Genomic DNA, 20,200 nt, shown 5'->3' on the forward strand with positions numbered 1-20,200 from the left:
GGAATTCGAGGTGTCGGTGTTCAAAGATCGCGAAGCCCGCCGATCAGCACAGGAGGCAGGCCCTCGATCACCTTACGCCTGTGCCGCGACTCCATGACCAGAAAGCGCTCGCGCGGCCAGGTCCAGCTCGGCAGCACTCACGGCCTCACCGAAGCTGAACCGCACCGCCGTCTGGGCCTCGGCATCGGAGTACCCCATGGCGTGCAGCGCCGGACTGGGCTCATCAGACCCTGCCGCACAGGCCGAGCCGGAGGAACAGAAGATGCCGTGGCGCTCCAGATCCAGCAGTGTGGACTCTCCGCTGCGTCCGGGCAGCACGAAGGAGGCGTGCCCGGCCAGCCGCTGGGACCGGTGACCGGTGAGCCGCGCACCCGGCACGCCGGACTCGACCGCCGCGACGAACCCATCCCGCTTCCGCGCCAAAACCTCTACCTCTGAAGCGGCAGCCAGTCGCAGAGCGGTGGCGATCCCCACTGCCCCTGCGACGTTCTCGGTCCCGGAGCGCAGGTCTCGCTGCTGGCCGCCACCGTGGATCAGCGGTTCAAAAGGCGTCCGACGGCGCAGGTACAGCACCCCGCTGCCCTTGGGTGTGCCGAGCTTGTGTCCGGCAAGGCTCATCGCATTGACCCCGAGACCCTGCACATCCAGGGGGAGTGTCCCCGCGGCCTGCACCGCGTCGGTATGGAACGGGATGCGGTGTTCCGCGCACAGCGACGCCAGGGCGCTGACGTCCTGGACCGTGCCGACCTCGTTGTTCGCGTAGTGGATGGACACCAGGGTGGTGTCCTGACGCAGCCGCTCCGCGAGCGCCGCGGGGGAGACGAGCCCGTCCCGGTCCACCGGGACCGTCTCCACCTCGTAGCCCATCCTGCCCAGCCAGGCCGCCGACTCGCTCACCGCTGGGTGCTCCTGCGCGGAGACCAGCACATGGCGCCCGCGGGGGTCTGCGAGCGCGATGCCCTTCAGCGCGGCATTGTCCGACTCGGTGCCGCCGGAGGTGAAGATGATCTCGGCTGAGCGGGCGTTGAGGTATTCGGCGACCTCCGCGCGGGCAGCCTCCAACGCCCGGGAGGCCGCAGCCCCGGGCTCATGCACGCTGGAGGGGTTGGCGTAGCCGGTGAGATGGGGCCACATCGCCTCGAGGACCTCGCGGCGGACCGGAGCGGAGGCGGACTCATCCAGGTAGATCATGGGCGGGATGACTCCTGGTCCGGAGACTCCTGGCCTGCCGGTCGCGGATCGAGCGAGGCCCGGGCTGCCTCACCCACACCCATGTCCAGTCCCAGGTCCAGCGCTCGAGCCCCGTGGGTCAGCGCTCCGACACTGATGATGTCCACACCTGTCGCTGCGATCGCCCCGATGGTCTCCAGACTCACCCCGCCGGAGGCCTCCACCCGAGCCAGATCCCCGATGAGTGCCACCCCACGACGCAGCTCCTCCAGCGAGAAGTTGTCCAGCATGATGGTGTCCGCCCCGCCGGCCAGCACGGCGTGGATCTGCTCGACCCGGTCCACCTCCACCTCGATATGGGTCGTGTGCGGCAGGCGCTCGCGGGCAGCCCTGATCGACGCCGTCAGCGCCTCCGGGGAATCTCCCACCAGCGCCAGGTGGTTGTCCTTGGCCATGACCGCGTCGGAGAGGGAGAACCGGTGGTTGTGTCCGCCGCCGCACCGCACGGCGTGACGCTCCAGAGCGCGCAGCCCGGGAGTCGTCTTGCGCGTATCGGTGACCCGGACACTTGTGCCGGCGACGGCCGCCACGTACTCGCTGGTCAGCGTGGCCACCCCGGAGAGCCGCTGGATCAGATTCAGCGCCACCCGTTCGGCGCCAAGGACCGCCCGAGCCGGGCCCTGTACGGAGGCCAGAACATCCCCAGGACCGAATCGTGCGCCGTCGTCGGCCTCGAGACTCACGACGACGCTCGGATCCACCGCGGCGAAGGTGCGGGCGAAGATCTCCCCGCCGGCCAGGACGCCGGGCTCCCGCGCCACCAGCTGGGCGTGGGCGGTGGCATCGGCAGGCACGAAGGCTGTGCTGGTGAGATCGCCGAAGGGCATGTCCTCGGCCAGCGCGAGGGTGATGACCGCATCGATCTCACGGGCGGAGAGCTGGGTGTCCACGATGTCCCTTCAGGCCTTCGGCTTCGCGGCGAGCATCCGGTCCAGTGCGATCTTCGCGTGGCTCGAGACCTTCGGATCCACGCTGATCTGGTTGTTCACGCGGCCCTCGACCAGTTCCTCGAGCACCCAGGCGAGGTAGCCCGGGTGGATGCGATACATGGTGGAGCAGGGGCAGATCACCGGGTCCAGGCAGAAGATGCTGCGGTCCGGGTATTGGGCGGCGAGCCGGTTGACCATGTTGATCTCGGTGCCGATCCCGATGCTGTCTCCGGGGGAGGCGGCGGCGATGAACTTCTGGATCGCGTCGGTGGAGCCGGACGCGTCCGCGGCGTCGACCACCTCCATCGGGCACTCGGGATGCACGATGATCTTCACCTGGGGGTCCGCGGCCCGGGCCTGAGTGATCTGGTCCACGGTGAAACGCCTGTGCACCGAGCAGAATCCGTGCCAGAGCAGGACCTTCGCCTCGCGCAGCTGCTCCTCCGTGTTCCCACCGAGGGCCTTGCGCGGGTTCCACATGGGCATCTGCTCCAGCGCTACCCCCATGGCCTTGGCGGTGTTGCGTCCCAGGTGCTGGTCCGGGAAGAACAGCACCCGGTGGGCGCGCTCGAAAGCCCATTCCAGCACCGTGGCGGCATTTGAGGAGGTGCACACGATCCCGCCGTGCCGTCCGCAGAAGGCCTTCAGCGCGGCGGAGGAGTTCATATAGGTCACCGGGAGGATGGGCAGCTTGCCTTCAGCGTCCGGGACCACGTGCTCCGGATCCACACCATAGGTCTCGCAGATCTCTTCCCAGGCGGTCTCCACCGAGGACTCATCGGCCATATCCGCCATGGAGCAGCCGGCGGCGAGGTTGGGCAGGATCACCGTCTGGTCCGACTCGGAGAGGATGTCTGCGGTCTCGGCCATGAAGTGCACCCCGCAGAAGACGATCGTCTTGGCCTTCGGCCTGCTCAGCGCGGCCTTGGCCAGCTGGAAAGAGTCCCCGACGAAGTCCGCGTACTTCACGACCTCATCACGCTGGTAGAAGTGACCCAGAATGACCAGCTCCTCACCGAGGGTGGCCTTCGCGGCGACGATTCGCTCGTCCAGCTCGGTGTCACTCATCAGCTGGTAGCGCTCGGGCAGCTGCCCCGGGCGGGAGACCGGGTCCGGGAGCTGGTCGGCCTGGGAGGAGCCGGGCCCGTATCCCGGCACGGTGTCGAAGTCCCAGGGGCCCGCGACCAGCTTGGTGTTGCAGCTGTCCTTGGGTGTCAGGGTGATCAGGTCGTTGACCGAGGCGGTCATGGCGTCTCCTGGATGGTGAGGGTGTAGCGGGTGCGGTGCGGAGTCGAACGGTAGAGCTTCGGCGGGCGGTGAGCGGTGCCGGTCATCCGCTCGCCGGTATCTTCCACGGTGGCCTGCGCGAGGATCTGGCGGCGGAAGTTCGACGGATCCAGCGCCCGGTTCAGGATCGCCTCATAGACCCGCCGCAGCTCGGCCAGCGGAAAGCGTTCCGGGAGGAACGCGTGCGCGATGGGGGAGTAGGTGACCTTCGCGCGCAGCCGGTCCAGCGCGTAGGCCAGGATCACGCCGTGATCGAAGGCCAGCACTCCGGCCTCCTCAGCGATGTCATCGGCCGGGAACCATTCGAGGTTCTCGCCCTCCACCGCCGCGGTGTCCTCATCCGCGCGGACCAGCGCCCAGTAGACGATGGAGACCACGCGGGTGCTGGAGGGGGAGCGGTCCACGTCTCCGAAGGCGTAGAGCTGCTCCAGGTGCCGGGGCGCGAGGCCGGTGGTGTCCAGCAGCGTGGCCCGAGCAGAGCTGACCAGGTCCTGGTCAGGCTGCAGCGGTCCGCCCGGTAGAGCCCACTGGCCGAGGAAGGGTTCACGGATGCGGCGCACCAGAGGCAGCCAGAGGGTCAGCTCGCCCGTTTCGGGATGTGGGCGCAAGGCGAAGACGACCGTGCTCACGGCGAGTTCGATCTGCAGGTTCGACGGCGCAGCCATGGCTCAGACTCCTTAAGGTGACAGTGACACTATGGTCCAGTTCATAAGGTCACGTCAACCTGAAGTGCTCGGCGAGGTCCACCGAGGGGATGACCCGCGCCGTCGATGGAATCTGGGAACATGGGCTCATGCGTCAATACCTGACAGTCGTCATCAGCGTGATCGTGGCGCTCGCGGTCAACGTCCTGCTGGACGTCAACACCGAGATGCCGATGTTGCTGCGTTGGCTGATTGCGGTCGCCCTCTCGATGCTGGTGACCTGGGGCCTCGCGCGCTGGACTGCGGACCGGGCCCGTCGCGGCTCCTCCGATTCCGTCCGCGCCGGAGAGTAGCGGCCGACGTTGCATCGCCCGTGGAGGCTGTCCGTGATGCCCAGCGACCGCCCCGTGACCGGGCGCAGTTCCCAGCGCTCTCGTTGGATCATCGCCGTTGCGGTGGGAGCGGTCGCTGCGCTGCTCGTCGCGCTCGCGGTGGAACCGCGACTCTTCAACGTCCAGCAGGTGTTGGGCACTGCGCAGATGATCTCCTTCCGTGGAGCGCTCGCCCTGGTGTTGGGCGTGCTGGTCCTGCTCACCGGGGGACTGTCTCTGGCTGCCAAGAAGCTTCGCACCCCGCTGCTGGTGGTGCTCATGGTGTTGTTGGCGGGAAGCATCTGGAATCTCAGTGTGGTGCTGGACCGTGGGACTGCCGTCGCGTCAGCCTCAGATCAGCGGGACGGCGGGGGAGATGTCGGCGGGACTGACCTCGGGGACGCGCATCTCACGGTCCTGGGGTGGAACACCCAGGGCGGTGGAGCCTCAGCTGCGCAGATCGCCGGCGTGATCCTCGACCATGGCGTGGACGCGGCCATGCTTCCCGAGACCACCCCGGAGACGGCCAGCGAGGTGGCGACGCTGCTGGCAGAGGCTGGGCACGAGTATTCCTGGGACGTGACCGACGGAGACACGGGGCGTGGAAGCACCCCGACGGCGTTGATCCTCGGCGCTGAGCTGGGGGAGTATCACCACGATCCCGAGGCGGGCAGCACACCCAGGCTGCCCAGCGGTGTCTGGCGGTCGGAGGACGCGACGCTGCCGGTGTTCGTCGCCGTGCATGCGGCGCCACCGCTGCCGGAGATGATGGGTGAGTGGCGCGGCGGACTCGGGTGGGCGGCCCAACAGTGCGGTCCCAACGTGGTGATGGCCGGCGACTTCAACTCCACCATCGACCACTGGGCTGACGACGCCGCGCCCCAAGGTCAGCTCGGAGTCTGTGAGGATTCTGCGGCTGCCGTCGGATCAGGTGCCATCGGCACGTGGCCCACAAGCGTGCCGAAGATTGTCGGGGCACCGATCGACCATGTGCTGACGGGAGCCCGTTGGAAGACTACGAGCTTCGAGGTCCTCGCGGACGAAGACGCGGCTCGAAGCGACCATCGACCGGTCGTGGCCGAGATTATTCGGGCCCAATGAAGGACGAAGGCCTCACGACTTGAGGTCGGCACCCCTCCGCGTTGGCTCCATTGCTGACTCGAGCTGTTCAATCACCTAAAACATAGACGTTGGAGGAGATCGCCGTCGCGTCGCTGGGTGGGTCTGTGTCGTCAGGCAGGACCAAGTACTCCGCGCCGGCACCTCGGCCGAGGCCTAGCTGCAGCCCTCCGCAGCCTGCGATCCAGTTCTCGTCATCGGGGTACACGAGCAGACAGACGCTGCGAGTCGCCGTACCCTCGCTCAACCACAGCTGATCTTCCTTGTACTCGCCAACCCAGCGCGTGGTGTCATGATCGAAATCTTCCAGCGCGTACTCGGGCAATGAATCAGGAACTTCCCGTTCGGACAAGGAGTCCTCGTCTAGATCCCTGTAGGGACCGGCGCACCCGGAAACAGAGGCGAGAGCCAAGCCTGCCACGGCGAGGATGGCAATGGAATATTTGGAAGCCATCAGGTGATCCTGGCATAGCTGAAATGAGTTTCGCTAGATCTGGCGGACATTACCGGGCCCCACGGCCCTATAAGAATCTCCTCAGACGTTTTCCCGCTGAGGAGCACCGCATTAATGCTTGAAACCGCGGGAGGTCCGCTCCCCGCCGACGGTCTCCTGCATGTCATTGAGCAGTGCGGAGTTGGACGAGGAAACGTCCCAATTCTCTCCACGAAGATGCCGCGTAGTGCCGATCTCCCCTTCGCTGAGATCCTGCATTCCAGTGGGCAGATCCCGATCCCACACGATGATCGAGTGCCCCTCGGCGCAGCTCATGCTCTCCCCATAACCGTCGAATTCGTGCTGAGTTTGGAGAACCTCACAGGAGAATCCTCCGGAATCCAGGGCGACACGTAAATCTTCGATGTTGTCATACGTGTCGTCAGGCTCCACGCCGCCGCAGGAGGTCGTCGCGAAGTTCGTCAGAACAAGGACAGAGAACAATGCGCCGGTGCGTATGGTTTTTTGTCTCACAGCTCCATGCTTACACATAGCGGAGAATACGAGAATCAATTCAAACCAGCAGGCCAAGAGGGGGTCCCTAGTGTGGCCGAGAACCGCTGGAAAGCGTGAATACAATGTGCTCATGGAGTCATTCGAGCTGCTGCTCAACGATGAGCGATTTTGGGTGAGCGAAAGAGTCCAGCCGGACGGTCACATGAGCTATGACTTCCACTGGCTCAATGGGCCGGCTGAGGGGACGTACGGCTTCCCGGTCGGGTGTGCTCCCCTGGGCGCCCTCATGACAAGGAGAGAACTGGAGGCGGCCGCGCGCAACTAACTTCGTTGAATCTTTCTACGAGCCGGGCGGTATCGGCGACGAGGACTTTCCCGATCACATCGCAGCGAAGAAGATTCGGCAGAGTGGAAAGTAATCGTGCCTTGCTGGGGCAATGCTCTGTCGACCCAGTTATTGCGGAAACAGCAAGACCGGCTGCCGATCGCGAGGTTCGCGCCTACGGTATGAGCATGAACCGTTACACTCACGCTCAGTCAGCGAATCACGAACTCCGCCGTGCCCTCGATCTGGACGCGGAGGTTTTCGAGGCTGGACTCACCGCGGCGCTTGACCTTTCCGGCGTGACCGACGCCCGCGTCGTCGTCGATCTCGGAGCCGGCACCGGCACCGGCAGCAGGCTCCTGCGCGAACGATTCCCCGAGGCCGAAGTGATCGCGGTGGACAACGACCCCGAGATGCTCGGTCTTCTGGAGTCTCATGGGTTCACCTCAGTGGCGGCAGACCTGGATCAGGGCTTCCCGCACATCTCCGAGCAGCCCGTCGACCTGGTCTGGGCAGCCTCCTCCTTGCACCACGTCACCGAGCCCGCTCAGCTGCTCTCCGAGATTCGGAACGCGCTCGCACCGAGAGGGACCCTGGTCGTCGTCGAACTTGCGACTCTTCCCACATTTCTCAGTGCACCCGAGCATGCGGCGCTGGAACAACGGTGTCACGAAGCGGCGGAGGCGCAGGGGTGGAATCAGTACGAGGACTGGACCAACACCCTCGAGGACGCGGGGTTCACCGTGACCAAGACCGCACAGAGTACCCGGGCCCCTGTCACCGCCGCCGCCCGGGAGAACGCGCAGCACTGGCTCGCGCGTCTGTTGCGCCTCGAGAACCTCGCCGCGGAGGATCGTGCTGTGCTCACCCACCTGGTGGGTACATCCACTGAGGACCTGGTCCTCGAACCCCGAGCAAACCGGATCATCTGGGTGTGCACTGCGGCAGAATGAGCAGCACCACCGAAGGAGAGGAGCCGACATGCCCATGCCCCAGTGGCTCGCCGACGGGCTGGCGCGGCTGTTGCAGAAGGCGCCGGGGCCTTCGCGGCTCCCGGCCGAGGTCGCTTTCGCAGAGATCCCGGCCGTCACCGAGGAGATCACCGTGCCCACCCGGCACGGCGAGCTGTGCGCGACCTCCTACTCCCCACCGGGTGGTGCCGCCGGGAGGGGAGTCTATGTGAACTTCCACGGCGGCGGCTTCGTGATGCGACATCCGGAACAGGATGACCCGCTGTGCCGGTTCATCGCCCACCACGCCCAGGTGACGGTGCTCAACGTGGACTACATCCCCTCGCCACAGTCCCGTTTCCCCGGGCCGGTGGAGCAGGCCTACGACGTTGTCGCGTGGGCTGCTTCAGCCCAGCGCCCGTGGGAGGGCGCCAGGGTGGCCGTGGGAGGTCAGTCTGCTGGCGGCGCCCTCGCCGCCGGCGCGGCTCGGCTGGCGCTGGAGCGCGGCGCGCCACACATCGATGTGCAGGTGCTGATGTACCCGGCGCTGGATCTCACCATCCCGTCCGCGCGGAAGTGGTCGCCCGGTCAGGAGAAGTTCCTGGTCCGGATGGGGCCGGTGTTCAACAAGGCCTACTGCCCGAACGTCGCGCTGCGGCATGACCGGCTCGCGTCACCAGCAGGTGCTTCCGACTCCGAAGACCTGACGGGAATCGCCCCGGCGTTGATCGTCTCGGCAGAGAAAGACATCCTCCGAGACGAGGCTGCCCGCTACGCCGCACGGCTGCGAGACGCGGGCGCACTGATCGATCACGTGGATCTCGCAGGTGTCGGTCATGCGTTCAACATGCTCGGTGCCCAGCGCGAGGTGGTGCTCCCGGTCTACCAGCGGATCGCCGAGTCGGTGCGACGGGCGCAGCAGGTCTAGAGCCTCAGCTGTGGTGGCGTCCGATCGGAAGCATCAGCGGCTTCTGTGACACCGGATCTGTGATGATCTGACTCTCGAGCCTGAAGACCTCGCGCACCATCTCCGCGGTCAGCACCTCCTCGGGGGTGCCTGAGGCGTAGAGGTTCTTCTCCACGAGCGCGGCGATGTGGTCCGCGTAGCGCGCCGCCAGGTTGAGATCATGAAGCACCATGATGATCGTCGTGCCTCGGGCCCGGTTCAGATCCGTCAGGAGATCCAGCACCTCGATCTGGTGGCTGACGTCGAGGAACGTGGTCGGTTCGTCGAGGAGCAGCACATCGGTCTGCTGCGCCAGCGCCATGGCGATCCAGACACGCTGGCGCTGTCCCCCGGAGAGCTCATCGACCGAGCGCTCCGCCAAGTGCGCAGTCGAAGTGGTGTTCAAAGCTTCTGCCACCGCGGCGTCGTCTTCGCCGGACCATCGTGAGAAGAATCCCTGGTGGGGATGACGTCCTCGACTGACCAGATCCACCACCGTGATGCCGTCAGGCGCGATCGGGGACTGGGGCAGGAGCCCCATGGTCCGGGCGAGCTCCCGAGCCGGCGTGTGGTGGACCTTCTTGCCGTCCAGGAGCACCTGGCCCGTCGTCGGCCGAAGCAGCCGCGCCATAGAGCGCAGGAGCGTGGATTTGCCGCAGGCATTGGCGCCCACTACGGCAGTGATCCGTCCGGGAAGAATGTCCAGGTCCAGGCCTTCGATGACAGTCTGTTCGCCGTATCCCAGTGACAGCGAGTCGACCGAGAGCGTATGGGTCGCGGTCATATGGATCCTCCAGAGCGGTGGGCGCGAACAATGAGGTAGATCAGATAGGGGGCGCCGAGAACCCCGGTCACGACGCCGACCGGGTAACGGGTGCCGAAGAGGTACTGACCCGTGAAGTCCGCGAGGAGCACCAGCAGCGTGCCCACCAGCGCCGAGGGCAGCAGCAGAGACCCGTGAGGTCCGATCAGCCGGGCGGCGATCGGGCCGGAGAGGAACGCGACGAAGGCAATGGGCCCCGCCGCCGCCGTGGCGAAAGCGATCAGGCCTACTGCGCAGAGGATCAGCGAGAGCCGGGTCTGCTCCACGCGCACTCCCAGACCAGAAGCCGTGTCGTCCCCGAGCTGCAGCGCCCCGATGTTCTTCGCCTGACCGAGCAGGACCGGCCCAAGCACCAGCAGGGCGATGGCCACCGGTATGGTCGCATCCCAGCTGGCGCCGTTGAGACTGCCGGAGAGCCACCGCATAGCTGCCTGCAGGTCCCATTCAGCGGCCTGGGAGAGGGAATAGGCGATGAGGCTGTCCAGCATGGCGGTGATGCCGATGCCGATCAGGATCAGACGCGTGCCGGAGACGCCATCGCGGTAGGCCAGGAGGTAGATGAGCAGCGCGACGGCCAGACCAGCACTGATCGCGACCAGCGAGACTGTCGCTCCGCTTGCCGAGAAGAAGATGATGGCGATGGCGGCGGCCGCGCTGGCTCCGGAGCTGATGCCGATGATGTCCGGGCTCGCCAAGGGGTTGCGCAGCATCGTCTGGAAGGAGACCCCGGCCAGGCCGAAGCAGAATCCGACCAGGACGGCCAGAGTGGCCCGGGGCAGCCGGATCGTGCCCAGGGTGAAGTTCGCCCCCTCGACGTCGGCCCCCAGAGCCACCTGGATCACGTCGGTCAGCGGGTAGAACGTGCGCCCCACCATCAGTGAGAGCAGATAGACGGCGAGGACTGCGACGCCGAGCGCGAGGATCACACTCCGGCGCCGGCGCATGCGGTGGCGCCTCGACGCCGCGATGGTCTCGGCCGTGACGCTCGAGGCGGGGCTCGAGGTGGCGCTGAGGCTGGTGGCGGCGGGTGTGGGCCAGGTTGTTGGAGAGAGGCTGTTCACAGTTCGCGGACCCTGTGCTTTCGGACGATGTAGATGAAGAACGGGCCGCCGATCAGAGCGGTGATGATGCCGACGTCGATCTCTGCCGGTCTGGCGACGACCCGACCGAGGATGTCAGCCGCGCTGAGCAGCACGGCGCCGCCCAGCGCGGAGAACGGCATCATCCACCGGTGATCGACGCCCACCATGAGTCGCACGACGTGCGGTATCACGAGCCCGACGAAGCCTATGGGACCCGCGATCGCCGTGGCGGCCCCGCAGAGGATGACGGCGCCCGCTGAGGCCGCGGCCCGGGTCAGGACGACGTGTTCACCCAGGCCGGCGGCGAGGTCGTCGCCCAGCGCCAGTGAGTTCAACCCGCGTGCCGACGCCCAGCACAGCACCATGCCTGCGAGGAAGAAGGGCAGGAACGTGAGCACATTGTCCACCGTCGCGCCGGAGACGTTGCCGATCTGCCAGGAGCGGACCCCGTCGGCGATGTCATTGCGCGGCAGCACGATCGCGCTGATGAAGGAGGAGAACGCGACCGTGGTCGCCGCGCCGGCGAGTGCGAGCTTCAACGGGGTGGCGCCTCCGCGTCCCAGCGAGCCCACCACGTAGACGAACACTGCGGTCGCGCCGGCTCCCAGGATCCCTACCCAGACGAAGCTCGCAGGCTGGTACATGCCGAACCAGGCGATGCCGACCATCACCGCCAGGGCCGCTCCCATGTTCACCCCGAGGATGCCGGGATCTGCCAGAGGGTTGCGGGTGACGCCCTGCATCACCGCCCCTGCGACCCCGAGGGCTGCGCCGAGCAGGATCGCCAGCACGGTTCTGATGACGCGTTTGTCGATGACCGCCTGCTGAAGGTCCTCCGCCGAACCCTGGATTCCTGAGAGCACCTCGTTCAGTGGAATGGTCCGGACACCGACGGCGACGGAGGCTGTGGCAAGCACGAGAAGCAGGCCCGTGATCGCGAGCAGGTAAGAGATGCGCCTGCGTCGATTGCGATCAAGGGTGGCGCTGCGCAGCGTATCCGTCGCCGTCACCGAGTTCACTCGGAGCGTGCTGCTGCTTCGTCCAGCAGATCGAGGTAGTCATCGAGCACCCAGGAGATGGCGAGCGGAGTGGGGTTCGATGCGGTGCCGATGGGACCGTCGCTGGGCAGCGGAACGATCGCTCCGTCGGCCACCGCGGGCATCTGCGAGAGCAGCGGATCCTCTTCGAGAATGGTGACGAGTTCTTCGTCGCCGTAGGTCACGATGATGTCGACATCCGAGAAGGTGTCCACCTCTTCGGTGCTGATCGTGCCGGAGAACTGGTCGGTGTCGGCCGAGGCGTCCTGGATGCTCTGCGGCATCGTCATGCCGAGGTCCTCGAAGAACGCCGTCCGGGTGTCGTGGGAGGTGTAGAAGTTCACTTCGCTGAGGTTCGTGGTGTCCACGTGAGTCAGGAACATCGTGGACTTGCCTTCCAGGGCGGGGTGTTCGGCGACAGCTTCCTCGATCTCCGTCTCGAGATCCGCAATCAGCTCGTCACCGGCCTCGGACATTCCCAGACCCTTGGCGTCCAGGGAGATGACGTCGCGCCACTCCGTGGCCCAGGCCGATTCGGGGAACGCCACCACGGGTGCGATCTCAGTCAGCGTGTCGTAGTCCTCCTGTGTGAGCCCCGAGTAGGGGGCCAGGATGACGTCCGGGTCGGTGTCTGATACTGCCTCGAAATCGATCCCATCGGTCTCGTCGAAGAGCACGGGAGTCTCGGCGTCGAGCTCTTCGAGACGCTCCTCGACCCAGGGAAGAACTCCGTCGCCGTCGTCATCGCCGAAATTCGCCTCTGCCATCCCGACCGGCACGATCCCGAGTGCCAGGGGAACCTCGTGGTTGGCCCAGGCGACGGTCGCCACGCGTTCCGGGGCTTCGGTGATCTCGGTCTCGCCGAAAGCATGCTCCACGGTCACCGGAAACTCATCCGTGGCCGCCGAGGAGGGCGAGGCCGACTCTTCTGGCGCCGCAGCGGAATCCCCGCCACAGCCGGACAGGACCAGAGCGGTCAACGCAGACAGCGCCAGAATCCACGTCACACCTGATGTACGCACGAGTAAGGGTCTCCTTCAGAGTCGAGGTCGAGGGCGTGTCACGCGAGGGCGCTCGAGGCTGCCGACGGTTCCGCTTCTCGGGCAAGGGGGCCCTTGCAGAATTAACCTATACAAATGTTGGCTAAATGCCTAATGGAGTCCAGAAACACAAAAGGGCGGCGCCCCACGTGATGTGGAGCGCCGCCCTGAGCTGGAGTCGATCAGAAGGTGATGATCGGCTTCAGGGTGGTCCCTGCGGCGGAATCTGCGAACGCCGTGTTGATCTCATCGAAGCGGTAGGTCTTGGTGAGCTTGTCGAAGGGGAACTTCCCCTCCTGGTAGAGCGCGATCATCCGCGGGATGAATTCCTTGGGCACTGCGTCGCCCTCGACCACCATGCTCACGGTGATGCCGGAGACCAGCAGCGTGCCGATGTCGAAGGGCGCCTCGGTGCCGAGCTTCGCCGCGCCGACCAGCGCTCCATGGCCCTGGACCGCGAGCGACTTGGTCATCTGCGAGAACACCGGGGGCACGCCCGTGGTGTCCAGTGCGAACTCCGCACCGCCATCGGTGATCTGTTGGACGGCCTCGACCGGATCGGTCTCCTTGGAGTTCACGGTGTGGGTCGCGCCGAGCTCCTTGGCGAACTCGAGACGCTCGGGCACGATGTCGACCATGACGATGGTCGTCGCACCGGCGGCCTTGGCCGCCAGCATGCCCGCCATGCCCACGGCACCGGTGCCGAAGATGACGACGGAGGAGCCTGGCTTCGGGCGCAGCACGTTCAGCACAGCGCCGGCGCCGGTCATGATGCCGCAGCCCAGCGGGCCCAGCAGCTCCAGGGGTGCATCGTGGGGGACCTTCACAGCGCCGTGGGCCGGCAGGTTGGTGTACTCGGCGAAGGAGGACTGGCCGAAGAAGTGGGAGCCGACCGCCTCGCCGTCGTCGGTGCTGAACGCCGTGGAGTCATCCCCGCGCTTCCCGCCGAAGTTGCGGTCGTAGAAGTCGACGCAGTACATCGGGTGACCGGAGAGGCACTGCTCGCACTGGCCGCAGAAGGAGGGTCCGACGACGACCTTGTCGCCGACCTCGAACCCGGAGACCGCGGAGCCTACCTGCTCCACGATGCCCGCTCCCTCGTGGCCGAGGACCACTGGCTGCGGCACCGGGTACCACTGATCCCGGACGATGGCATCGGTGTGGCACACCCCTGAGGCGATTATCTTCACTCGGAGCTCGTCCGGGCGGGGCTCGTCCAGGGTCAGTTCGCGGATCTCAAGACCGGTCTCCGGTGCGACGGCGACAGCTGCTCTCGTCTTCATGTGCTTCCTTTCTCAAGATTTCTGGAACGGATCTTCACTCGTCACGCTACTCCTGCGCCAGAGCCCGAGGCGGATGTGACAGCGGCAGCCCCTGGAGGGTGATCACTCCAGTGGAGAGCCGGATCCACAGCAACCCCAGCGCCAGGACGAGAAGAAATCCACTGGCCTCCACAGCGCCGCCCACGCCGAGGATCGAGGCGTCGGACTCGACGGTGATTCGGGTCAGGGCCGAGAAGTGCTCGGTGCCGCTGATGTCGGTGCGGACGAAGACCGTGTTCGCCGTGATGTTGAAGGCGGCATGCGCTCCGATGCCCAGAGCAAGATTCCCGCTGAACAGATAGATGAGCCCGAAGACGACGCCAGCCAGGATCCACGTCAGGATGAAGGCGGGTATCTCCGGCTGGCCTAGATGCGCCAGGCCGAAGACCAACGAGCTGATCGTCAGACCGCCGATGAGGGCACGACTGGGGGACAGCCAGCGTCGCAGGCCATCGCGAGCATTGCTGATGAAGACCCCGCGCAGCAGGAGCTCCTCCCAGAATCCGGTGCACAACATTGCCGCGACGACGAGCAGGACCCCCAGCCCCAAGGGCAAATCCCCGCCGTCCATCGTGGCGCTCACCCGCAGGACGCCGGTGGCAAGGCCGATCAGGTACGGAATTGCCACGCCTACGGCACCGATGCCGAGTCCCATCAGGAGTTCTCGGAGCCACCCGGCGTTGACCATGACGTCGTAGTCGGCGAGCGTTCGCGGATCGCCGAGGAAGTGACTGGACAGTCGTAGCAGTCCGAGTGCTGCCACCACCGGGGCGCCACTGATGAGCAGCTGAGCTAGTGGCAACGGCATCTCCAGGAGGATGGCGGCCTCGGAGACTAGGATCAGGCAGCCATAGGCGCCTACGAGCGGCACCAGAATCAGCCAGGGGACGCGAGCTTTGCCGTCGACGGCGTTCCATAGGGTGCTCCGCAGCGCGTGGATCAAAGTTCTCTTCTTCCCGCAGGCAGCGGGTCTCTCTTCATGCCCGCCCAGATCACTCTGGAGTGTATGCGGACTTCGGTGCCTGAGGTTCTCCACACAACCAGAAAAGAAGGGCAGACACACCAGCTGGGGTCAGGCACCGGGAATGTGATGGGGCACTCATGGCACACCTAGGATTCAACTCTCTCCCGGCGTCAGCGTAGAGTCAGAGGTGTGATGGAAGCAGACAACAAGCAGATCTTGGAGGAGGCCTTGTCTCGCCGCACCATCGCGGTGATCTCGCATCCCGATGCGGGCAAGTCCACGTTGAGTGAGGCCCTGCTGTTGCACTCGGACGCGATCACCGAGGCTGGCGCGGTCCATGGCAAGGCCGGACGCCGCGGCACGGTCTCGGACTGGATGGACATGGAAAAGGCTCGCGGCATCTCCGTGAGCTCTGCGGTCCTGCAGTTCAAGGTGGGTGACGCCGTCGTGAACCTGGTGGACACTCCCGGTCACGCCGACTTCTCCGAGGACACCTTCCGCGTGCTTGCCGCCGTGGACGCCGTGATCATGCTCATCGATGCCGCCAAGGGCATGGAAGCCCAGACCATGAAGCTCTTCGAGGTCTGCCGGGCCCGGAAGCTCCCGGTCATCACCGTGATCAACAAATGGGACCGCCCCGGGCAGGATGCCCTGGAGCTGGTCGACGAGATCCTCACCCGCACCGGCATGCGCTCCATGCCGCGCAACTGGCCCGTCGGGGACTCCGGGCACATGCTCGGTCTGCTCCACCCCGATGCGATGACCATGAATCGCTACGTGCGTGCCCCCGGTGGCGCGAAGAAGGTCCTCGCCGAGCCGCTCTCCGCCGAGGTCGCGGAGACCGAGTACCCCGAGGACTGGCAGACGGCGGTGGAGGAATCCTCACTGCTGGAAGTCGACGACCAGTTCTACGACCGGGAGGCGTTCCTGGCCCAGGAGGCCACTCCGCTGTTCTTCGCCTCCGCCGTGCAGAACATCGGCGTCGAGGAGCTGCTGCACTTCCTGATGAAGGAAGGCCCGCACCCCCAGGCCCGCGAGGACGCCGAGGGTGCACCCTACGAGATCACCTCGGACTTCAGCGGCTACGTCTTCAAGGTCCAGACCGGCATGGACAAGGCCCACCGTGACCGCATCGCGTTCATGCGCATCTGTTCCGGGGTCTTCGAGCGTGGCATGGTTGCCACTCACGCCCAGTCCGAGAAGCCCTTCCCGACCAAGTACTCGCAGCAGGTCTTCGGCCGCGACCGCACCACGGTGGACACCGCCTGGCCCGGCGACGTCGTCGGCCTGGTCAATGCCTCCTCACTCCGACCGGGTGACACCCTCTACGCCGGTCAGCGCGTGATGTTCCCGCCGTTCAAACCCTTCGCCCCGGAGCACTTCCGGGTCGGCAAGACCGGCGACGCCAGCAAGCACAAGCAGTTCCGCAAAGGCATCGAGCAGCTGGACCGCGAAGGCGTCATCCAGGTGTTCTTCTCCGAGCGCCGCGGCCAGCAGCGTCCGGTGCTGGGCGCCGTCGGCCCGATGCAGTTCGAGGTGGTCTCCGCCCGGATGGAATCCGATTTCGGGGCCTCCGTCTCCTTCGAGCCGCTGGATTATTCCGTGGCTCGGGACATCGACGACGACGCCGCAGACATCCTGCGCGAGCGCCAGGACTGTGAAGTGCTGTATCGCAGCGACGGGACCCCCGTGGCGCTGTTCAGAGACCCGTGGAGGTTGCGCACCGTCCAGCGCGACCATCCGCACCTGCTCCCGGATCCTCCGGGCAGCAGAACAAGCGGTTCGGTCGCAGCACGGATGTGACCGATCGCCGAGGGCTGCGGGCAACCCATGCAGAACCCTCTTGGAAGGAACACCATGCACGCTGTCACACGAGTAGAGCTCGTCGAAGCTGTCAGAACCGCATTCGATCACACGGCCACACCGACACTCCCGAAGGATCTGGTGGTGGCCGCCCAGTCAGCTGGTGCACGTCAGGCCCTGGTCCAGGAGCTGGAACAGCTTCAGGATGACCTCCAGTTCCGCAAGGTGCGTGACCTGTGGGAGCACTTCCCGCACATGCCGGTCGACGGGTCGTCCCCGACTCGCTGACCCCGACCCCTCACCGACTCACTCACCCTGTCCCGACCCGCTGACCCTGGCCCGCGTTCGGGCCGCGGCGTAGGCTCGAAGAATGGTCAGGAAGCACAGCACGGCTGCGATCTAACGGACCACCCGGCGCGCCTGGGCGCAATGGGTGCAGGTCCTCGACGACGCCGGAGCTGATGCTCTGCCGCACCGAGAGATCGTCGGACTCGTCTATGACCACATGCCCGCCGGCATCGATAACCCCGGCTGGTGGGCGCAGAGCGTGGCGGTGGCCTACGAGCAGCACCATGGGCTGCGCCGCCCGGGAGAATCTCGGCCCGGGGAGTTCCAGGCCTCGGTGTCGAAGACCTACTCCGGAGACATGGACGCGGCTCTCAACGCCTGGCTCCTGCTGGTGCAGGGCCGTGAGTCCTTCGGGGGAGTGCCGCTCCAGGGCGAACCCGGGACCTCGAGCTCAGAGCGCTGGAGGTATTGGCGCGCTTCGCTCAAAGACGGCAGCAGGGTCGCGGTGACCATCTCGGACAAGCCCGGCGGCAAGGCCTCGGTGGGGGTCGGCCACACCAAGCTGGGCTCCCCGGAAGAGGTGGAGCGTTGGAAGCTCCTCTGGCGGGAGCTGCTGGGCGGCCTGTAGCCCGGAGGCTTTGGTACCGGAAAACAACGGAGCCTAGGGCTTGGAGCCTGCCTGGTAACGGCCCAGCACGGCATCGCGGAACTCATAGAACCGTCCCTGCTCGATGCTGGCGCGGATGTCATCGACGAGCTTGATCGTGTAGTGCTCGTTGTGGATGGTGCACAGCGTGTTGTAGAGCATCTCCTTGGCCTTGAAGAGGTGATGCAGGTAGGCGCGGGTGTAGTTCGTGCAGGTGTAACACGTGCAGTCCGCGTCGATCGGGGAGAAGTCCTTCTTGAACCGCGCCTGCGGGATGTTGAACCGACCATCCGGGTGATACACCCGCCCCGTGCGCGCCACGCGGGAGGGGGAGACGCAGTCGAAGGTGTCGGCGCCGTTCTCGATCGCGGTGAACATGTCCTCTGGTTCGGAGATGCCCAGCAGGTGCCGTGGCTTGTCGTCGGGGAGCTCCTCCGCCATCCATCCCACGATGGTCCCGAGGTTCTCCTTGTCCAGCGCGCCGCCGATGCCGAATCCGTCGAAGCTCTGACCGTCGATCTCCATGGACCCCAGGTCCTGGGCGGCCTTGCGGCGCAGGTCCTCATACTGTGCGCCCTGGAGGACTCCGAAGAGTGCCTGGTAGGGGCGGTGGCTGCGTTCCTCGGTGAGGCTGCGGTGCGCCGCGAGGCAGCGCTCGGCCCAGAGCCGGGTGCGTTCCAGCGACGTCTCCTGGTAGCTGCGGGTGTTGAACAAGGTGGTCAGCTCGTCGAAGGCGAAGATCATGTCCGCACCGATCTCATGCTGCAGCTTCATTGAGATCTCGGGGGTGAACCGGTGGGTGGAGCCGTCGATGTGGGACTTGAATGTCACGCCGTCGTCGTCGACCAGGGCCAGTCGCTCCTTGTCCGGGGCGACCGCGGCATCGTCAGGGACCACGGAGGAGTCCATGGTGATGACCTTCTTGAAACCGGCGCCCAGGCTCATCACCTGGAATCCGCCGGAGTCGGTGAAGGTGGGCCCGGGCCAGTTCATGAACTTGCCCAGCCCGCCCGCGGCGTCGAGCACGTCGGTGCCGGGCTGGAGGTTCAGGTGGTAGGCGTTGGCCAGCGTGGCCTGCGCGCCGACCTCGAGGATCTCCTCGGGGCGGACCGACTTGATGGTCGCCTTGGTGGCCACCGGGATGAACGCCGGCGTATGGATGTCGCCGTGGGGAGTGCGGATGGTGCCGGTGCGGCCCAGCGCCCCCTCGATCTTGGCCTTCACCGTGAAGCCGAAGGACTCCCGGTCCGCCAATGGGTGGCGTGACGCCTGCTCTTCGGCGGTGGACTGGAGATCTTCGTTCGGCTGATTCGGCACCCGATCAGTGTAGGGCAGGCGGGTCCTATGCTGGTCCGGTGCCCTTTCTGCAGACCCTGACCACCTCGCTGTCGCGCCTCTGGCATCGCACCGCTGAGATCCTCCCCGGTGTGGCGCTCGCGCTCATCATCGCCATCGCCGCGCATCGGATCATCGCCGAGCTCACGCCGGTGATCTCCGGCCTGCTGGTGGCGGTGCTCGCCGGCATCGCGCTGCGCACCCTGGGCTGGGTGCCGTGGTGGGCCGAGAGCGGCTTCGGCTGGGCGGCGAAGAAGCTGCTGCGCGCCGGAATCGTGCTGCTGGGGCTCCAGCTGGCACTGGGTGATCTGCTGGGTCTGGGCTGGGAGGTGCTGGCCGTCGTCGCCGTCACGGTCTCGGTGACCTTCTTCGGGATGCTTGGGATGGGCCGGCTGTTCGGGACGCCGCGGGGAACCGCCATGTTGCTGGCCACCGGCACGGCGATCTGTGGCGCCTCGGCGGTGGCCGCCGCGGCTGCTGCGATCGATCGTGGAGACGGGAAGGATGACGACGGCGCCCCGGTGCAGTCCGCCGCAGCAGCCGCCGTCGCCGTGGTCACCCTCTACGGCACCGTGGCGATGCTCGCGCTGCCAGCATTGGGCGGTCTCCTGGGCTTCGACCAGGAGCAGATGGGCATCTGGATCGGGGCCAGCGTGCATGAAGTGGGTCAGGTGGTCGCCGCCGGCGGAGTGATCGGCGCGGTGGCGCTGGCGACGGCGACTCTAGTGAAGCTTGCCCGGGTGGTGCTGCTGGCGCCGGTGGTCGCCGGGATCAGTCTTGCCGGGCGACGCGGTCGGTCCACCGAGGCGGAGTCGACTGCTGGCCGCAGGCCGCCGCTGGTTCCGCTGTTCGTGCTGGGGTTCCTGGCGATGATGGCCCTGCGCTCGGGCACCGATCTGCCGCAGAGCACACTGGACTTCACCGCGGACGTGACCACGATGCTGCTGACCACGGCGATGGTCGGGGTGGGCGCCGCGGTCGATCTGCGACGGCTCCTGCGCCAGGGCGGACCGGCCCTGCTCTTGGGCGGGGCGGGAACGGTGGTGGCGGTCGGTACTGCCCTGGTGGGCGTGCTGCTGCTGGGCTGAGCGGCTGGCGGTTCGGCGCGCT

22 protein-coding genes are annotated in these 20,200 nt (G+C 66.3%); 9 read left to right on the top strand and 13 right to left on the bottom strand.

Annotated features, from left to right (window positions below):
* Nucleotides 1-72: 72 nt before the first annotated feature.
* Genes H4W26_RS00145 through H4W26_RS00160 form a run of 4 tightly spaced genes read right to left on the bottom strand, consistent with a single transcriptional unit; the run spans nucleotide 73 to nucleotide 4,111 of the window.
* The gene (locus tag H4W26_RS00145; protein ID WP_192590190.1) at nucleotides 73-1,191 is read right to left on the bottom strand and encodes a cysteine desulfurase family protein; all 1,119 of its coding nucleotides are present in this window, start codon (nucleotides 1,189-1,191) and stop codon (nucleotides 73-75) included.
* On the bottom strand, nucleotides 1,188-2,120 hold the full coding sequence (gene nadC, locus H4W26_RS00150; protein ID WP_192590191.1) for a carboxylating nicotinate-nucleotide diphosphorylase: 933 nt from the start codon (nucleotides 2,118-2,120) through the stop codon (nucleotides 1,188-1,190). Before nadC ends, H4W26_RS00145 begins: the two co-directional genes overlap by 4 nt.
* A 9-nt stretch (nucleotides 2,121-2,129) precedes the next feature.
* A complete protein-coding gene (gene nadA / locus H4W26_RS00155; protein ID WP_192590192.1) occupies nucleotides 2,130-3,407 on the bottom strand; it encodes a quinolinate synthase NadA in 1,278 nt (425 codons plus the stop codon).
* The gene (locus H4W26_RS00160; RefSeq protein ID WP_192590193.1) at nucleotides 3,404-4,111 is read right to left on the bottom strand and encodes an NUDIX hydrolase; all 708 of its coding nucleotides are present in this window, start codon (nucleotides 4,109-4,111) and stop codon (nucleotides 3,404-3,406) included. The genes nadA and H4W26_RS00160 overlap by 4 nt, the downstream gene beginning before the upstream one ends.
* An 89-nt stretch (nucleotides 4,112-4,200) precedes the next feature.
* Between H4W26_RS00160 and H4W26_RS00165 the strand changes: the two genes are divergently transcribed.
* Nucleotides 4,201-4,443 carry a hypothetical protein gene (locus H4W26_RS00165; RefSeq protein WP_192590194.1) on the top strand — a complete coding sequence of 81 codons (243 nt, stop codon included), beginning with the start codon at nucleotides 4,201-4,203 and terminating at the stop codon, nucleotides 4,441-4,443.
* Nucleotides 4,444-4,479: 36 nt separating this feature from the next.
* A complete protein-coding gene (locus H4W26_RS00170) occupies nucleotides 4,480-5,562 on the top strand; it encodes an endonuclease/exonuclease/phosphatase family protein (RefSeq protein ID WP_192590195.1) in 1,083 nt (360 codons plus the stop codon).
* 67 nt (nucleotides 5,563-5,629) lie between these two features.
* On the opposite strand, the gene H4W26_RS00175 is transcribed toward H4W26_RS00170, so the two are convergent.
* On the bottom strand, nucleotides 5,630-6,034 hold the full coding sequence (locus tag H4W26_RS00175) for a hypothetical protein (protein ID WP_192590196.1): 405 nt from the start codon (nucleotides 6,032-6,034) through the stop codon (nucleotides 5,630-5,632).
* Nucleotides 6,035-6,145: 111 nt separating this feature from the next.
* Nucleotides 6,146-6,547, bottom strand: coding sequence for a hypothetical protein (locus H4W26_RS00180; protein ID WP_192590197.1), 402 nt, complete (start codon nucleotides 6,545-6,547; stop codon nucleotides 6,146-6,148).
* Between the two features lie 112 nt (nucleotides 6,548-6,659).
* On the opposite strand from H4W26_RS00180, the gene H4W26_RS00185 reads away from it, so the two are divergent.
* The 3 genes from H4W26_RS00185 (at nucleotide 6,660) to H4W26_RS00195 (ending at nucleotide 8,732) form a co-directional block, all read left to right on the top strand.
* Nucleotides 6,660-6,854 (top strand): hypothetical protein, encoded by a 195-nt coding sequence (locus tag H4W26_RS00185; RefSeq protein ID WP_192590198.1) that lies wholly within the window; start codon nucleotides 6,660-6,662, stop codon nucleotides 6,852-6,854.
* Between the two features lie 182 nt (nucleotides 6,855-7,036).
* Entirely contained in the window at nucleotides 7,037-7,807 is a 771-nt protein-coding gene (locus H4W26_RS00190) for a class I SAM-dependent methyltransferase (protein ID WP_225939537.1), read from the top strand.
* A gap of 28 nt (nucleotides 7,808-7,835) precedes the next feature.
* On the top strand, nucleotides 7,836-8,732 hold the full coding sequence (locus H4W26_RS00195) for an alpha/beta hydrolase (RefSeq protein WP_192590200.1): 897 nt from the start codon (nucleotides 7,836-7,838) through the stop codon (nucleotides 8,730-8,732).
* Nucleotides 8,733-8,736: 4 nt separating this feature from the next.
* On the opposite strand, the gene H4W26_RS00200 is transcribed toward H4W26_RS00195, so the two are convergent.
* From H4W26_RS00200 to H4W26_RS00225, 6 genes are all read right to left on the bottom strand, one after another.
* Nucleotides 8,737-9,534: an ABC transporter ATP-binding protein gene (locus tag H4W26_RS00200; RefSeq protein ID WP_192590201.1), complete on the bottom strand. Its 798-nt coding sequence runs from the start codon at nucleotides 9,532-9,534 to the stop codon at nucleotides 8,737-8,739.
* Nucleotides 9,531-10,634 (bottom strand): FecCD family ABC transporter permease, encoded by a 1,104-nt coding sequence (locus H4W26_RS00205; RefSeq protein WP_378626052.1) that lies wholly within the window; start codon nucleotides 10,632-10,634, stop codon nucleotides 9,531-9,533. Before H4W26_RS00205 ends, H4W26_RS00200 begins: the two co-directional genes overlap by 4 nt.
* Nucleotides 10,631-11,665 (bottom strand): FecCD family ABC transporter permease, encoded by a 1,035-nt coding sequence (locus H4W26_RS00210; RefSeq protein ID WP_318779715.1) that lies wholly within the window; start codon nucleotides 11,663-11,665, stop codon nucleotides 10,631-10,633. Before H4W26_RS00210 ends, H4W26_RS00205 begins: the two co-directional genes overlap by 4 nt.
* Before the next feature lie 5 nt (nucleotides 11,666-11,670).
* Complete coding sequence (locus H4W26_RS00215; RefSeq protein WP_192590203.1) at nucleotides 11,671-12,714, bottom strand: iron-siderophore ABC transporter substrate-binding protein; 1,044 nt, start codon at nucleotides 12,712-12,714, stop codon at nucleotides 11,671-11,673.
* Nucleotides 12,715-12,914: 200 nt separating this feature from the next.
* The gene (locus H4W26_RS00220; RefSeq protein ID WP_192590204.1) at nucleotides 12,915-14,015 is read right to left on the bottom strand and encodes an NAD(P)-dependent alcohol dehydrogenase; all 1,101 of its coding nucleotides are present in this window, start codon (nucleotides 14,013-14,015) and stop codon (nucleotides 12,915-12,917) included.
* A gap of 46 nt (nucleotides 14,016-14,061) precedes the next feature.
* Nucleotides 14,062-14,997: a CPBP family intramembrane glutamic endopeptidase gene (locus tag H4W26_RS00225; protein WP_192590205.1), complete on the bottom strand. Its 936-nt coding sequence runs from the start codon at nucleotides 14,995-14,997 to the stop codon at nucleotides 14,062-14,064.
* A 213-nt stretch (nucleotides 14,998-15,210) separates the two neighbouring features.
* Here H4W26_RS00225 and H4W26_RS00230 point away from each other — a divergent pair, with 213 nt between their 5' ends.
* The 3 genes from H4W26_RS00230 (at nucleotide 15,211) to H4W26_RS00240 (ending at nucleotide 17,737) form a co-directional block, all read left to right on the top strand.
* The gene (locus H4W26_RS00230) at nucleotides 15,211-16,821 is read left to right on the top strand and encodes a peptide chain release factor 3 (RefSeq protein WP_192590206.1); all 1,611 of its coding nucleotides are present in this window, start codon (nucleotides 15,211-15,213) and stop codon (nucleotides 16,819-16,821) included.
* Nucleotides 16,822-16,875: 54 nt separating this feature from the next.
* Nucleotides 16,876-17,109 carry a hypothetical protein gene (locus H4W26_RS00235; RefSeq protein WP_192590207.1) on the top strand — a complete coding sequence of 78 codons (234 nt, stop codon included), beginning with the start codon at nucleotides 16,876-16,878 and terminating at the stop codon, nucleotides 17,107-17,109.
* A gap of 145 nt (nucleotides 17,110-17,254) precedes the next feature.
* On the top strand, nucleotides 17,255-17,737 hold the full coding sequence (locus H4W26_RS00240; RefSeq protein WP_225939538.1) for a hypothetical protein: 483 nt from the start codon (nucleotides 17,255-17,257) through the stop codon (nucleotides 17,735-17,737).
* A 33-nt stretch (nucleotides 17,738-17,770) separates the two neighbouring features.
* Here H4W26_RS00240 and tgt read toward each other — a convergent pair whose 3' ends face one another.
* Nucleotides 17,771-19,072, bottom strand: coding sequence for a tRNA guanosine(34) transglycosylase Tgt (gene tgt, locus H4W26_RS00245; protein ID WP_378626053.1), 1,302 nt, complete (start codon nucleotides 19,070-19,072; stop codon nucleotides 17,771-17,773).
* A gap of 38 nt (nucleotides 19,073-19,110) precedes the next feature.
* On the opposite strand from tgt, the gene H4W26_RS00250 reads away from it, so the two are divergent.
* Nucleotides 19,111-20,178, top strand: a complete 1,068-nt coding sequence (locus H4W26_RS00250; RefSeq protein WP_318779716.1) for a YeiH family protein — start codon at nucleotides 19,111-19,113, stop codon at nucleotides 20,176-20,178.
* The last annotated feature ends 22 nt before the right edge of the window (nucleotides 20,179-20,200 follow it).

The organism is Nesterenkonia halotolerans, assembly GCF_014874065.1.
In the GTDB taxonomy this organism is placed as follows: domain Bacteria; phylum Actinomycetota; class Actinomycetes; order Actinomycetales; family Micrococcaceae; genus Nesterenkonia; species Nesterenkonia halotolerans.